This window comes from Allopontixanthobacter sediminis (assembly GCF_009828115.1).
Classification (GTDB): Bacteria; Pseudomonadota; Alphaproteobacteria; order Sphingomonadales; family Sphingomonadaceae; genus Allopontixanthobacter; species Allopontixanthobacter sediminis.
Genome location: NZ_WTYL01000002.1, coordinates 494,715 through 508,698 on the forward strand (window position 1 = coordinate 494,715; position 13,984 = coordinate 508,698).

Below are 13,984 nucleotides of genomic sequence, written 5' to 3' on the forward strand. Positions count from 1 at the left end.
ACGCAGGCAATTCGTCGGGCGGCCAGTCATTTCGGCGGCGAAGCCTTGCCCGCCATCGCAACGCGGCGATACTCGCCCTGCCGCTCCAGCATCCAGCCGGGATATTCCGGCGTCGGCGCGCAATGTTGGTCCAGCGTCTGCATTTGTTCCGAGGTCAGTTCGACATCCACCGAACCCAGATTGTCCTGCAGCTGGTCCAGCCGGCGCGCGCCGACGATGACGGTGGTTACCGCCGGTTTCGCCAGCAACCACGCCAACGCAATTTGCGGCACGCTCGCGCCCTTTGCTTTCGCAATCGTCCGCATGGCGTCCACCGCATCGTAAGCCCGGTCCTTATCGACCGGCGGGAAGTCGAAATTGGCTCGGCGGCCTTCCCCTTCTGCATCGCGGGTGAACTTACCGCTCAGGAAGCCGCCGGCGAGCGGGCTCCAGACCATCAGGCCAAGGCCTTCGCTGTTCAGCATGGGAATGATGTCGCGTTCGAGGTCGCGCCCGGCGAGTGAGTAATAGGCCTGGAGCGAGGCAAATTTTTCGAACCCGCGACGTTCCGAAATACCGAGCGACTTGACGATTTGCCACGCCGCCCAATTCGACACGCCGATATAGCGCGCGCGGCCGGACCGGACGATATCATCCAGCGCGCGGAGCGTTTCCTCCATCGGTGTGGCAGGATCCCAGCCGTGGATCTGGTACAGGTCGACATGGTCGAGTTGCAGCCGTTCCAGGCTGGCGTCGATCTGGTCCATCAAGTGATGGCGGGACGCGCCGCTGTCGTTCACCCCCTTGCCCATCGCCCCCATCGCCTTGGTTGCGATAACAACGTCCTTGCGTGCGATACCGAGGTCCCGGAGCGCCTGGCCGGTGATCCGTTCGGACAGGCCGCCCGAATAGACGTTGGCGGTGTCGATGAAATTGACCCCGGCATCCACCGCGCCCTTGACCAGCTCGTTCGATTTCGACTGGTTCAGGCTGCCGATCGTCTTCCACATGCCCTCGCCTTCGCCGAAGGTCATCGCCCCGAGGCACAATTCGGAAACGAACAGGCCAGTATTTCCAAGACGATTATAGCGCATGATGCGGGGCCTTCCGGGGATTTGAGATGGGCGTGACGGCGAGAATGTTTACGGGCGGATCTGGCCTCCGCCCCGCACGAGCCATTTGTAGGTGGTAAGGCCTTCCAGCGCTACTGGTCCACGCGCATGGAGGCGGCCCGTGGCGATCCCGATTTCGGCGCCCAGCCCGAATTCCCCGCCATCGGCGAACTGCGACGAGGCGTTGACCATCACGATCGCCGAATCGACCACTGCGAGGAATTCCTCCGCGGCCGCTGCGTCTTCGGTCACGATCACGTCGGTATGGCCGGAACTGTGCGCGGCAATATGGTCCACCGCATTATCGAGCCCGTCGACCACCGCGACCGACAGGACCGCCTCGAGATATTCGGTGTCCCAATCCTGCGGGGAGGCCGCCGTGATCCGCGAATCGAGCGACTGGGCCCGCGCATCGCCGCGCACTTCGCAGCCGCCGTCGAGCAGGTCGCCGACCAGCGCCGCCGAATCGGGAAACTGCGCGTCCAGCAGCAGGGTTTCCATCGCACCGCAGATACCGGTGCGCCGCAATTTCGCATTATAGGCGATCTTGCGCGCCATCGCCGGATCGGCCGCGTTATGGACATAGGTGTGACAGATACCGTCGAGATGCGCGAGCACCGGCACCCGGGCGTCGGCCTGCACCCGCGCCACCAGGCTCTTGCCGCCGCGCGGAACGATCATGTCGATCAGTCCGGCAGCGGCGAGCATCGCGCCCACTGCGGCGCGGTCCTGCGTCGGGATGAGTTGAACCGCGTCTGCGGGAACCCCGCCTTCGGCCAGCCCGCTGACCATCGCGGCATGGATCGCGCGGTTGGAATGCACCGCTTCGCTGCCGCCGCGCAGCAGCACGGCGTTGCCGGCGCGCACGCACAGCGCGGCGGCATCGGCGGTTACGTTCGGACGGCTTTCGTAGATGATCCCGAGCAATCCGATCGGCACACGGACGCGTTCGAGGACCAGGCCATTGGGGCGCTCTGTCCGATCGATCTTCTGGCCTACCGGGTCGGGCAGCACTGCAACGGCCTCCACCGCACTGGCAATGCCTTCGATCCGGGCCGAATCGAGTGTCAGCCGGTCGAGCAGGGCGCCGCTCAATCCGGCTTCCCGCGCGGCGTCGACATCGCGTACGTTAGCCGCGAGAATCTCTTCCTCGGACTCGCGCAGGCGGGAGGCAGCAAGTTGGAGTGCGTGCGCTTTTTCGGGGCCGGACAGGCGGGCCAGACGGCTCTGCGCTGCACGTCCGGCGCGGGCGAGATTGCCGATAAGTTCGGCCGGGTCGTTGTCAGCGGACCGGTCTTCGGGGCGGGGGGCGGTTGTGGCTTCGGTTTTGGTCATTACCAAGAGGTAGCAACTACGACCGCTGTTGTCAGGAGGTCTTAGAGAATCGGTGGGCCTAACGATCTCATGGCCTGATCGTTCCGAAGATTCTCGGAATTTCTCCAATGATTCTTCAATTCATCCCGCGATTACTTCGATTCGCCCTTTCCAAGGTTGGCAGGATTCGACCCTTTCCGATTCGCGTGTTAGCGCGCCGCTCATAAAAGAACGCCAGATATAAAATATGGACGTGGGGTCGCTTTGAACATCAATATATCCGCAAGCGGATGGCTAAGCCGCATACGGACCTGGTTTCCTGACCGCGAATTTTTCATGCGGTCGCAGGGTCAGGTGCGTTTCATCAAGATTTCCTCGAAGCTGCAAATGATCGTCGCGGGCACCCTGCTCGCTGCGCTGCTGGCATGGACCGTGTCGATGGCGCTGATGGGCTGGGCCCAGTACCGCGCGCAGGCAGACATCTCGTCGCTACTGGAACGCGAAGCGAAGGTCGCGAAATCCGAAGAGCGGGTCACCGCCTATCGCGGCGACCTCGACGAAGTGACCGACGACCTGACGAAGCGCCAGGCATTTATCGAGGCCATGGTATCCAGCCTGCCGGCAGACACCAAGTCAGCCCCTGCAGCAGATGACACCGTATCCGATTCGACCAGCGAGGCGGCGGAAACCGTCTCCAAGGTCAGCGCCCTGATCCCCGAAGCCGCTGCGCTCGCCCAGATCGAAGCGCGTCAGCTCGCTTTCGTGGAACGGCTCACTCGTTATGCCGACCAGCGCGCCGCGCGGGCAACTGCCGCGATCCGCAAGCTCGGCCTCGATCCGGGCGTAATGCTGCGGTCCGCCGACCGGTCCGCAATGGGTGGTCCGCTGGAACTCCTGTCGACCGGTTCGGACGATGAAATCGACCCCCGGTTCGAACGGCTCGGTCTCAGCCTGGCGCGGATGAGCGCGCTCGAACGCGGGCTCGACGGGGTGCCGCAGGTGATGCCAGCCAGTATCGAGAATATTTCCTCCGGCTTCGGGTATCGCAGCGATCCGTTCAACGGCCGCGGCGCAATGCACGCCGGGCTGGATTTCCGCGGCCCGATGGGCGCACCGATCCACGCCGCTGCCAAGGGACAGGTCAGCTTCGTCGGGCAGAAATCCGGCTACGGCAACGTGGTCGAAGTCCGCCACGGCAACGGCCTGATGACCCGCTACGCCCATATGTCCAAATTCGTCGCCAAGGTGGGGCAACAGGTTGCCGCGGGCGACGTGATAGGCGCCATCGGCAGCACCGGCCGTTCCACCGGACCGCATCTGCATTTCGAAGTGCGCATCAACGATCGCGCCGTTAACCCGCGTCCTTTCCTGGAGTATGCTCCCGATGTTCTCAAAGAAGCACGATCCGGCAAATAACCCGGCCCCCCGCCCCGTATTCTCACCCCCCGCGAACATGGGAACCAAACCGATGGCAAGTTCAAATTCCACCTTTTCCGTAATCGGCTCCGACGTCACCATTACCGGTAACGTCGCCGCGTCGACCGAACTCCATGTCGACGGCAATGTTGAAGGTGATATCACCTGCGCCTCGCTCGTCCAGGGCGAAGGCAGCGTCGTCAAAGGCGTCATCCAGGCCGAAAGCGCCCGCCTGTCGGGACAAGTGACCGGCTCCATTTCCGCGCGCGAACTGGTGATTCTCAAATCCGCCCGGATCGACGGTGATGTACATTACGATGCGCTGACCATCGAACAGGGTGCGACGGTTGAGGGGCGTTTCGCTCCGCGCACGGCAAAATCCGCTCCTGCAACCAACTCCGACCACCGGAATGCAGAGCCCCAGTCCGGCAGTCCAAAGTCCGGCGATGAAGAACCCAAGCTGACGCTCGCAGGTTAACCCCCGGCGGCCCGGTTCAGCCGAGCACTTCCGACCTCAGGGCCTTGCGGTCCAGCTTGCCGATCATCGTCTTGGGCAATGCGCCCCGGATGATGATTTCCTTGACCCGTTCGTGCTTGCCCACCCGGCTGTTGAGCCATGCGGTCAGCAATTCCGGGTCGGTCACGGCATGCTCGTCCAGTTCGTCGGCATCGTTGAGAGTGATGTAGGCCGCGGGCAGTTCGCCAAGGTAGGCGTCGGGCACCCCGATCACGAGAGCTTCCTTCACCGCAGGATTTTCCAGCAGGACCGCTTCAACCCGGCTGGGGAAGACCTTGAACCCGCCGACCGCGATCATGTCCTTGCTGCGGTCGACGATCGCGATGAAACCCTCCTCGTCGATCACCGCAATATCCCCGGTGCGCAGCCAAGGCTGACCGTCGATCACGACAAAGGCGGTCGCGGCCGCGTCGGGCCGGTTCCAGTAACCCTGCATGATCTGCGGTCCGCGGATTACCAGTTCGCCCGGCTCGCCCGGCGCGGCAGCTGAATTCGCGTCTTCCTTGTCACGCAGCATCACCCGGGTCTGCGGCAGGACCTGCCCGATAGTGCCGGGCTTACGTGTGCCAACGTAGGGATTGGTGGAAACCACACCCGCGCTTTCGGTCAGGCCGTAGCCCTCCACCAGGCGTGCGCCCGATACCGCCTCGAACTTGTCGCGCAGCGGTGCGGGCAGCGGTGCCCCGCCCGAAATGCAGATCTTTAGGGACGAGAAATCGGTCTTGGTAATGTTCGGGTGGTCGAGCAGCGCCTGGTACATCGTCGGCACACCCGGAAACGCGGTCGGCTTGACCCGGTTGATCGCCTTCAGCGCCTGCCCCGCGTCGAACCGCGGCAACAAGGCAATGCAGCCGCCTTTCGCAACGGTACGGTTGAGAACGCAGGTGTTGGCGAACACGTGAAACATCGGCAGCACGCCAAGAATGACGTCGCGCCCCTCGAACGGATCGATCGCGTCGACCTGCAGCGCGTTCGCCGCCAGATTGGCATGGGTCAGCATCGCCCCCTTCGGCGTTCCGGTAGTTCCGCCGGTGTATTGCAGCAACGCCAGGTCACGGTCTGGATCGATGGTGACCGGCGCCGGATCGTTGCCGCCGAGCATGTCTTTCCACTCACTGACATCGGGACGGTCGGGGATGACCGCGATCTGCTTGCGGCCGAGCACCTTCAGCGCCAGCCGCTTGGCCAGCGGCAGCATATCGCCGAGACGGCCCGCCACCACCCGTTGCAGCGACGACGCATCGAGCACTTTCAGCGCGGTCGGCAACAACGAAGCGACATCGATCGTGACGAGGATCCGGGTTCCGGAATCCTCGACCTGCTCGGCCAGTTCCTCCGGGCTGTAGAGCGGCGAGAAATTTACCACCACCGCGCCCATCATCATCGCGCCGTAATAGGCGGAGATGTAGATCGGCACATTGGGCAGGAATAGGCCGACCCGGTCGCCCTTGGCGATCCCGGCCGCCTGCAGGCCCGCCGCGAACCGGCGTGCCTCGGCATGTAGATCGGCGTAGGAATAGGTCCGGCCGAGAAATTCGGCGAGCGGGGCGGAGGGAGCGGCCCGGGTGCTGCGGGCGAACAGATCGGGCAGCGGTACGCTCTCGATCGCCATGTCCCACGCGCACGGGTGCTGGTAGTTTTCGGTACTTACATCCATGTCAATTCAATGGAGTAAGGCGCCGTTCGGGGCAAGCAATTTGGCGGGAGCCAGTCCCGCCCCGGGTATTTCCCGGTTGTGCCGCGGGGCTCAGGCGGCAGGCGGGGTTTCGTCATCCGCCGGCGTTTCACCGGCTTCGGCGGCCCGCTTGGCTTCGAGCCATGCAGCCGCTTCGGCTTCCTGTGCCGCTTCCGAGGCGGCCTTGACGTTGGCGGTGCGTTCGGCGCGCAGTTCCTCGATCAGCTTCTCGCGGTCGCTGCTTCCAACGGCCACGGGGGCTTCCGGCACATCGCCTTCGACCGGCACGATCTTCTTCGCGGCCTTGCCCACGGCGGCGTCGAGTTCGCGCTGCGAACACAGGCCGAGCGTGACGGGATCTTTTGCCTGGATGTTCTGGATGTTCCAGTGCGACCGATCGCGAATCGCGTTGATCGTGTTGCGGGTCGTGCCGATCAGCTTGGAAATCTGCGCGTCGGAAAACTCCGGATGGTTGCGCAGGATCCACGCGATGCCATCGGGCTTGTCCTGCCGCTTGGAAACCGGCGTGTAGCGCGCGCCCTTGGTGCGGCCGACCGCGACGGGTGCCTTCTGCATCTTGAGGCTGTAAGTCGGATCTTCCTGCCCGCGGTCGATTTCCGCCAACGTCAGTTCGCCGGCATGCACCGGATCGCGGCCAGTGTATTTCGTGCTGGCGAGATCATCGGCCATCGCCTGCACTTCAAGGATGTGGATGCCGCAAAACTCGGCAATCTGGTCAAAACCGAGCGCGGTGTTGTCCACCAGCCAGGTGGCTGTGGCATGCGGCATGAGTGGTTTGACTTGATCGGCCATGGTTTTCTCCGCCCGTTTCCGGGCCCAAAAATAAAGTAGAAAATATAAGGGCCGCCCCTTGCGGAGCGGCCATACGAGCGGTGATTTAGGGCATAGCCGTAGTTTCGGCAAGAGAATTGGCGCAGGCGGCCATTAGTCCTGTCTCGGCTGTCTGGAGCGAAGCCCTAGGCGGCGACGGTCAGTTCTTCCGCCAGCGGGACGAGTCCGGCGGCAAATTGCCGGGTCGCGTCCTCCCAGGTGAATTCGCGGCCCCGAGCGGTACAATCGCTACGGCGGCTGAACAGCGCGGCGGCGATGGCCCGGTCGAGGTCTTCCGACATCGCGCCGACCCGGTCGTCGATGATGTCGATCGGGCCGGGAACGGGGAACGCGGCCACCGGGGTACCGCAGGCCAGCGCTTCGATCATGACCAGCCCGAAGGTGTCGGTCCGGCTGGGAAAGACGAACACATCCGCCCCGGCATAGCACCCCGCGAGTTCGCGTCCGCTGCGCTTGCCGAGAAACACCGCCTCGGGAAACTTGCGCTCCAGTTCGGCCCGCGCCGGACCGTCGCCGACAATCACCCTGGTGCCGGGATATTTTCCGCCAAGGAACGCCTCGAGGTTTTTCTCGACCGAAACCCGCCCGACATAGAGCTGGATCGGGTGTGGCAATTCGGCAAATTCCGCAGGCGCCGGGGCATCGGGAGTGAAGCAACCCAGGTCCACACCGCGGCCCCAGTGATGGAGACGGTGGAGCCCCTGCTGGCGCAGTTCGCCGCGGATGCTCTCGGTCGCGACCATGATCCGTTCGGCAGGGGCATGAAACCAGCGGATGTAACGCCAGAACCAGCTGGCGGGCAGGTGGGTTCGTCGGGCGACATAGTCCGGAAACTGGGTGTGGTAGGCCGTCGTGAAGGGAACCCGCGCCGCGACGCAGTAACTGCGCGCCGCCACACCAAGCGGCCCTTCGGTGGCGATATGCACCGCATCGGGTGCCAACCCCGCCAGCCGCAGCGAAACCGCGCCGGGCAAAGCAAGGGCCAGGCGGATTTCGGGGTAGGTCGGGCACGGAACCGAACGATACTGGTCCGGCGAGATCACCGTGACGTCATGACCCCAACTGCGCAGGATGCCCACCGTGGTGGTGAGCGTGCGGACAACGCCGTTCATCTGCGGCAGCCAGGCGTCGGTGACGATCGCGATCCGCTCGGGAAACGGGCCGGCAATGCAGTCCTCGTCGCCGAACCCGGTCATGCGGGTCATGCGGCCTCTTTCGCAGCGGGCGTTTCTCTCGGCGCCGCCTCTGCCGTAACTGCGGCGGCTTCGCGCCGGGCGATTTCTTCCGGCCAATGGAGCAACTCCATCCGGCCGTCGAAATGTTCCACCAAGGCGTTGCAGCCTTCCACCCAGTCACCGTCGTTGTAATATTCGACGGATTTTCCATCCTGTGCGAAATTGCGGATTTCAGCGGTGTGGATATGGCCGCAGACCACCCCGTCCACCCCGCGTTCGGCAGCGGCGCGGGCCACGACTTCTTCGTAGCGCGAGATGAACTCCACCGCGTTCTTGACCTTGTGTTTGGCCATTTTCGACAGCGACCAATACGGCAAGTCGAACGCGCGCCGCACCCGGTTGACCCAGATGTTGAGCCCCATCATCACATGGTACAGCGCGTCCCCGACAAACGCGAGCCAGCGGTGCGCCAGCATGATCGTGTCGAATTCGTCCCCGTGCAGCACGAGCAGCCGCCGCCCGTCGGCGGTATCGTGAAAGGCTGCCCGCAGGATTTCGACCCCGCCAAAGTTCATCCCGGCAAACGGCCGGACCATCTCGTCGTGATTGCCGGGGATATAGACGATCCGGGTGCCGCGCCGGGCGCGCTTCAATATCCGCCAGACGATGTCGTTATGTTCAGGCGGCCAGTAAAACTTCTTCCGCAGCCGCCAGCCGTCGATGATGTCCCCGACCAGATACATCGTATCGCTGTCGGTATGATCGAGGAAATCGATCAGCAGTGCGGCGTTGCAGCCCTTGGTGCCAAGATGGATATCGCTGATCCAGATCGTCCGGTAGCGTTGCCGCTGTCCGCCCGCCGGTTCCGGGATGGCGGGCTTGATGTCCGGAAAACTGGCCACATTGCCGAGAATATCGGCAGGTAGCGGGAATGCGCGGTCTTCAGCCATGGGGACCCTCCTGGCGTTCGGTGTCGCCTAGGGTTCATGACAGCAAATTGTGACAGGCGAATCTCCGTTCGGTGACGGTTCGGAGTCAGGCCGCCGCCGCCTGTCAGCCCATTGTCACAAATTTCGGGACCCCCGCCACCCGGTCCAGCCACGCGCAGACATGTCGGTAATCGCGGAGCGGGAAGCTGCCGGCTTCCGCGACATGGGTGTAGGCGTAGAGCACGATATCGGCCAGCGTCAGGCGGTTGCCGACGAACCATTCGCGCCCGTCCAAATGTTCGTCCATCCGCGCCAGCGCATCGGACCCGGCGATCCGCTTGGGCAGGATCTGCGAGGCCTGCTGCGGGCTGAGATTTCCTTCACCCACGAATTGCAGCCAGAACCTCAGCGTGGCGATATTGGGTTCATGGCTGTATTGTTCGAAGAACATCCAGCGCAATGTTTCCGCTTGTTCGAACCGGTCTTCCGGCACCAGCAAGCTGCCGGCCGCGAGATACCAGCAGGCGGCGTTGCTTTCCGGCAGAAACCAGTCCCCGACCTGCAGCACCGGGATCCGGCCATGGCTGTTGACCGACCCGAGAAACTCCGGCGTCCGCGTTTCGCCGCGGAGGATATCGTACTGGCGGGTTTGCAGCGGAAGGCCGAGCAGGGCGGCGGTCAGCTTGATCTTGTAGCAATTTCCGCTGCGGGGATCCTCGTGCAGGATCGGGACGATACCGGAGGCCGCGTCCACATCACGGTTGGCCTTGGGCAGTGAGAACAGCCGGGCGAGACCGGACGGGAACACCAGCGTTTCGGGCTTCCCGGTCCCGAGGCCGCTCACGCCCGAGACCTGATAGGGCTGCGACAGCGTAGATCCCGGATCGCTTGGCCACAGGCAGTGCCGCGCGGCTAGCTTCTCGCCTTCGCCGCCCTTCCATTCCGCACCCGCATCCGCCGGTCCGGAAAACACCTGCTCCATATCCCGCCACCGCGCCGCGCCGCGCCCCATGCGCACCTCGACAAGGGCGTAATCGCGGGCAACTCGCAGTACGGGGTAACTCATATCACATCTCCAGGACGATTTTCCCGATATGCTCGCCCGATTGCATTCGCTCGTGGGCGGCGGCGGCCTCGGCCAGCGGGAATGTCAGGTCCATTTCCGGCCGCAACCTCCTGGATTCCACGAACGGCCAGACTATCTGCGCGATCTCCTCGCGAACGGCGGCCTTGAAGGTGTCGGGCCGGGCGCGCAGGGTCGATCCGGTCATGGTCAGGCGCCGCGACATGACCTGCGCCATGTTGATCTCCGCCTTCATTCCGCCCAGCACTGCGATCGTCACGTGCCGGCCATCTTCGGCGAGACAGGCCAGGTTGCGGGCCACGTAATCGCCGGAGACCATGTCGAGCACCAAGTTCACCCCGGCACCGCCGGTAATCTCCTTCACCCGTTCAACAAAATCTTCCGCTTTGTAATTGATCGCATGATCCGCGCCGATCACGCGGGCGGCGTCGCATTTTCCTTCGCTGCCGCAAGTCACGATGATGGTCATCTCGAACAGGTTGGCGAGTTTGATCGCCATCGTGCCGATCCCGCTGGTCCCGCCGTGCACAAGCAGCGTCTCGCCCTCGCATGCCCAACCCCGTTCGAACACGTTGTGCCACACGGTAAACAGCGTCTCGGGCAGCGCGGCGGCTTCGGCCAGCGACATCTCGTCCGGGACCGGCAGGCAGTGCGCGTATTTGGCGACGCAATATTCGGCATAGCCGCCGCCGGTCACTAGCGCGCAGACCCGCTGGCCCAGGGCCCGCTGCTCCAATCCTTCTCCCTGCGCGACAACTTCGCCGGCAATCTCCAGCCCCAGTATCGGCGACGCGCCCGGCGGCGCGGGGTAGAAGCCCTGCCGCTGGATCACGTCGGGCCGGTTGACCCCGGCATAGGCGACCCGGATCAACACTTCGCCCGCGCCAGGAACAGGCACCGGCAATTCTTCGATGCGCAATACTTCGGGTCCGCCCGGCGCGTCGAAGCCTGCGGCGGTCATGGTTTCCGGCACCGTATCCAAAGCTGTAGCCCCTGCCATGTCGTTCAATTCGTGCCCCTGATTGTACGCTGTCCCGCGCCCGGCGGCGTGTAACATTTACGCTACATCCCACCCTGCTTGGTACACGATTAAACACCGGGACCATTGACAGCAAGCACCAAGCATTGCGATCCTCCGTTCCGGATGGATGACATAGACCTGCCGCGCCCGCGGGGCGATGCTGCCAGTAAGCTGGCCGGTGAGGATCTTGCGCCATATTCTCGGCATGAACTGGACGATCGGATTGCCTTGCTGAGGGCCGAGATTGCCCGGGTGGAGGCGCACCGCGACAAGGCAGTGGCCCAGCGAAACGCGGCAGACGCGCTGTTCGGGAAAACACCGTGAGACCTTTTGCCGGAGACCACCACAAAAGGGGTCGAAATAATTCGGCACGTCACCATATTGGTATCAACGATGCAGGGCCGCCCGCGAGTCCGGCCACGAATCCGGATTGCGAGAACGCCTGCCCCTCCAAGAATTCGGTTGCCCTTTCGGCAGCCGACCTCCCGCGGAAAGACAGCTGAATGCCCAGTTTTGCCCAGAACCTCGAAAAGACCCTCCACAACGCGCTGACCAATGCGTCCGACCGTCGGCACGAATACGCCACGCTGGAGCACCTGCTGCTCGCGCTTGTGGAAGACACCGACGCGCAGGCCGTGATGAACGCCTGCGGCGTTGATCTGACCGAACTCGGATCGGTGGTGAAGCAATATCTCGACCAGGAATACCAGTCGCTCAAGACCGAGGAAGACGCCGATCCGCAGCCAACCGCCGGTTTCCAGCGGGTGATCCAGCGCTCGATTCTGCACGTCCAGTCGTCCGGCAAGGATACGGTCACCGGCGCCAACGTGCTGGTTGCGCTGTTTTCCGAGCGCGATTCCTACGCAGTGTATTTCCTGCAGCAGCAGGACATGTCGCGGCTCGATGCGGTCAGCTTCATTAGCCATGGCATCGGCAAAGGCGGCAAGCCAGCCGGCGGCAGCATCGCTCCGCAGGGTGTCGAAGAACCCGGCCAGGCGGAAGAAAAATCCAGCGACAGCGGCAACAAGAAGGATTCCGCGCTCGACCAGTTCTGCGTCGACCTTAATGCCAAGGCGATGGCCGGCAAGATCGATCCGCTGATCGGCCGCGGCCCCGAGGTCGACCGGACGGTCCAGATCCTGTGCCGCCGCTCGAAGAACAACCCGCTCTACGTGGGCGATCCGGGCGTCGGCAAGACCGCGATCGCCGAGGGTCTTGCGCGCAAGATCGTCGAAGGCGACGTACCCGAAGTGCTCGAGGAAGCGGTGATCTACTCGCTCGACATGGGCAGCCTGCTGGCGGGCACGCGTTATCGCGGCGATTTCGAGGAGCGGCTGAAGCAGGTTGTTTCCGAACTCGAAAAAATGCCTCATGCCGTGCTTTTTATCGATGAAATTCATACGGTTATCGGTGCCGGCGCCACCAGCGGCGGCGCGATGGACGCGTCCAATCTGCTCAAGCCGGCGCTGTCCGGCGGGACCATCCGCTGCATTGGTTCGACCACCTACAAGGAATTCCGCAACCATTTCGAGAAGGACCGCGCCCTGCTGCGCCGGTTCCAGAAGATCGACGTCAACGAACCCACGGTCGAAGACACGATCAAGATCCTCAAAGGCCTGCGGAGCGCGTTCGAAGAGCATCATAAGGTGAAATACACCCCTGATGCGATCAAGACCGCCGTCGAACTCAGCGCGCGGTACATCAACGACCGCAAATTGCCCGACAAGGCGATCGACGTGATCGACGAGGTCGGCGCGATGCAGATGCTGGTGCCGCCGAGCCGCCGCAAAAAGAAGATCACCTCGAAGGAAATCGAGCAGGTCATCGCGACCATGGCGCGTATCCCACCCAAATCCGTCAGCAAGGACGACAAGGCCGCGCTGCAGCATCTCAGCCGCGACCTGAAGCATGTCGTGTTCGGGCAGGACAAGGCGATCGAAGTGCTTTCGACCGCCATGAAGCTCAGCCGTGCGGGTCTGCGCGATGCGGACAAGCCGATCGGCAGCTTCCTGTTCAGCGGTCCCACCGGCGTCGGCAAGACCGAAGTCGCGCGGCAGCTCGCCAGCATAATGGGCATTCCGCTGCAACGGTTCGACATGTCGGAATATATGGAACGCCACAGCGTTTCGCGCTTGATCGGCGCGCCTCCGGGCTACGTCGGCTACGACCAGGGCGGCCTGCTTACCGACGCAATCGATCAGCAGCCGCATTGCGTGCTGCTGCTCGACGAGATTGAGAAGGCGCACCCCGACCTGTTCAACATCCTGTTGCAGGTGATGGATAACGGCCGCCTGACAGACCACCACGGCAAGACCGTCGATTTCCGCAACGTCGTGCTGGTGATGACCACCAACGCCGGCGCGGCGGATATGGCCAGCCAGGGTATCGGTTTCGGCGATGTGTCCAAGGAAGACGCGAGCGAGGAAGCGGTGAAGAAGATGTTCACCCCTGAATTCCGCAACCGTCTGGATGCGATCGTGCCGTTTTCCTATCTCGGCAAGGACACTATCGCCCGCGTGGTCGACAAGTTCATCCTCCAGCTGGAATTGCAGCTGGCCGAACAGAACGTCCACATCCAGTTCGACAGCGATGCGCGCGGCTGGCTGGGCGAGAAGGGTTACGACCGCCTGTATGGTGCCCGTCCGATGGGCCGTCTGATACAGAACGAGATCAAGCAGCCGCTGGCCGAAGAACTGCTGTTCGGCAAACTGTCCGACGGAGGCGAGGTCCATGTCACGGTGAAGGACAACAAGCCGGCGTTCGAAATGACCCCGGCCCCGCCGAAGGCTGCGCCCAAGCGCAAGGCCCGGGGGAAGGCTTCGGCGAAAAAGACGGCTGAAACGAAGTCGGATGCTTCAGCAAACCACGATATCGACGACCAGAGCGAGGATTAATCCGGTTCCGTCCTGC

At 63.4% G+C, this 13,984-nt stretch carries 12 protein-coding genes; 4 read left to right on the plus strand and 8 right to left on the minus strand.

Translation table 11 applies throughout. The features are described 5' to 3' along the window. Positions 1 to 26: 26 nt before the first annotated feature. Positions 27 to 1,073 (minus strand): aldo/keto reductase, encoded by a 1,047-nt coding sequence (locus GRI65_RS08100; RefSeq protein WP_160756017.1) that lies wholly within the window; start codon positions 1,071 to 1,073, stop codon positions 27 to 29. Positions 1,074 to 1,121: 48 nt separating this feature from the next. Next, the gene (locus GRI65_RS08105; RefSeq protein ID WP_160756018.1) at positions 1,122 to 2,426 is read right to left on the minus strand and encodes a glutamate-5-semialdehyde dehydrogenase; all 1,305 of its coding nucleotides are present in this window, start codon (positions 2,424 to 2,426) and stop codon (positions 1,122 to 1,124) included. 315 nt (positions 2,427 to 2,741) lie between these two features. Between GRI65_RS08105 and GRI65_RS08110 the strand changes: the two genes are divergently transcribed. Both GRI65_RS08110 and GRI65_RS08115 read left to right on the plus strand, forming a co-directional pair. After that, positions 2,742 to 3,821 carry a M23 family metallopeptidase gene (locus tag GRI65_RS08110; RefSeq protein WP_160756019.1) on the plus strand — a complete coding sequence of 360 codons (1,080 nt, stop codon included), beginning with the start codon at positions 2,742 to 2,744 and terminating at the stop codon, positions 3,819 to 3,821. A 52-nt stretch (positions 3,822 to 3,873) separates the two neighbouring features. Beyond that, a complete protein-coding gene (locus GRI65_RS08115) occupies positions 3,874 to 4,299 on the plus strand; it encodes a bactofilin family protein (protein ID WP_202391226.1) in 426 nt (141 codons plus the stop codon). A 16-nt stretch (positions 4,300 to 4,315) separates the two neighbouring features. On the opposite strand, the gene GRI65_RS08120 is transcribed toward GRI65_RS08115, so the two are convergent. From GRI65_RS08120 to GRI65_RS08145, 6 genes are all read right to left on the minus strand, one after another. Beyond that, positions 4,316 to 5,995, minus strand: a complete 1,680-nt coding sequence (locus GRI65_RS08120) for an AMP-binding protein (protein ID WP_160756021.1) — start codon at positions 5,993 to 5,995, stop codon at positions 4,316 to 4,318. Positions 5,996 to 6,085: 90 nt separating this feature from the next. Continuing rightward, positions 6,086 to 6,826, minus strand: coding sequence for a DUF1013 domain-containing protein (locus GRI65_RS08125; RefSeq protein ID WP_160756022.1), 741 nt, complete (start codon positions 6,824 to 6,826; stop codon positions 6,086 to 6,088). A gap of 164 nt (positions 6,827 to 6,990) precedes the next feature. Then, a complete protein-coding gene (locus GRI65_RS08130) occupies positions 6,991 to 8,070 on the minus strand; it encodes a glycosyltransferase family 4 protein (protein ID WP_232844006.1) in 1,080 nt (359 codons plus the stop codon). Next, positions 8,067 to 8,990 (minus strand): UDP-2,3-diacylglucosamine diphosphatase, encoded by a 924-nt coding sequence (locus GRI65_RS08135; protein ID WP_160756023.1) that lies wholly within the window; start codon positions 8,988 to 8,990, stop codon positions 8,067 to 8,069. Before GRI65_RS08135 ends, GRI65_RS08130 begins: the two co-directional genes overlap by 4 nt. A gap of 103 nt (positions 8,991 to 9,093) precedes the next feature. After that, positions 9,094 to 10,035, minus strand: coding sequence for a glutathione S-transferase family protein (locus GRI65_RS15495; RefSeq protein ID WP_408609037.1), 942 nt, complete (start codon positions 10,033 to 10,035; stop codon positions 9,094 to 9,096). Position 10,036: 1 nt separating this feature from the next. Continuing rightward, positions 10,037 to 11,014 (minus strand): NAD(P)H-quinone oxidoreductase, encoded by a 978-nt coding sequence (locus GRI65_RS08145; RefSeq protein WP_160756548.1) that lies wholly within the window; start codon positions 11,012 to 11,014, stop codon positions 10,037 to 10,039. A gap of 183 nt (positions 11,015 to 11,197) precedes the next feature. Here GRI65_RS08145 and GRI65_RS08150 point away from each other — a divergent pair, with 183 nt between their 5' ends. Together GRI65_RS08150 and clpA are read left to right on the plus strand one after the other, a co-directional pair. Further along, entirely contained in the window at positions 11,198 to 11,398 is a 201-nt protein-coding gene (locus GRI65_RS08150) for a DUF1192 domain-containing protein (RefSeq protein WP_160756024.1), read from the plus strand. Positions 11,399 to 11,577: 179 nt separating this feature from the next. After that, positions 11,578 to 13,968 (plus strand): ATP-dependent Clp protease ATP-binding subunit ClpA, encoded by a 2,391-nt coding sequence (clpA, locus tag GRI65_RS08155; protein WP_160756025.1) that lies wholly within the window; start codon positions 11,578 to 11,580, stop codon positions 13,966 to 13,968. Positions 13,969 to 13,984 lie beyond the last annotated feature (16 nt).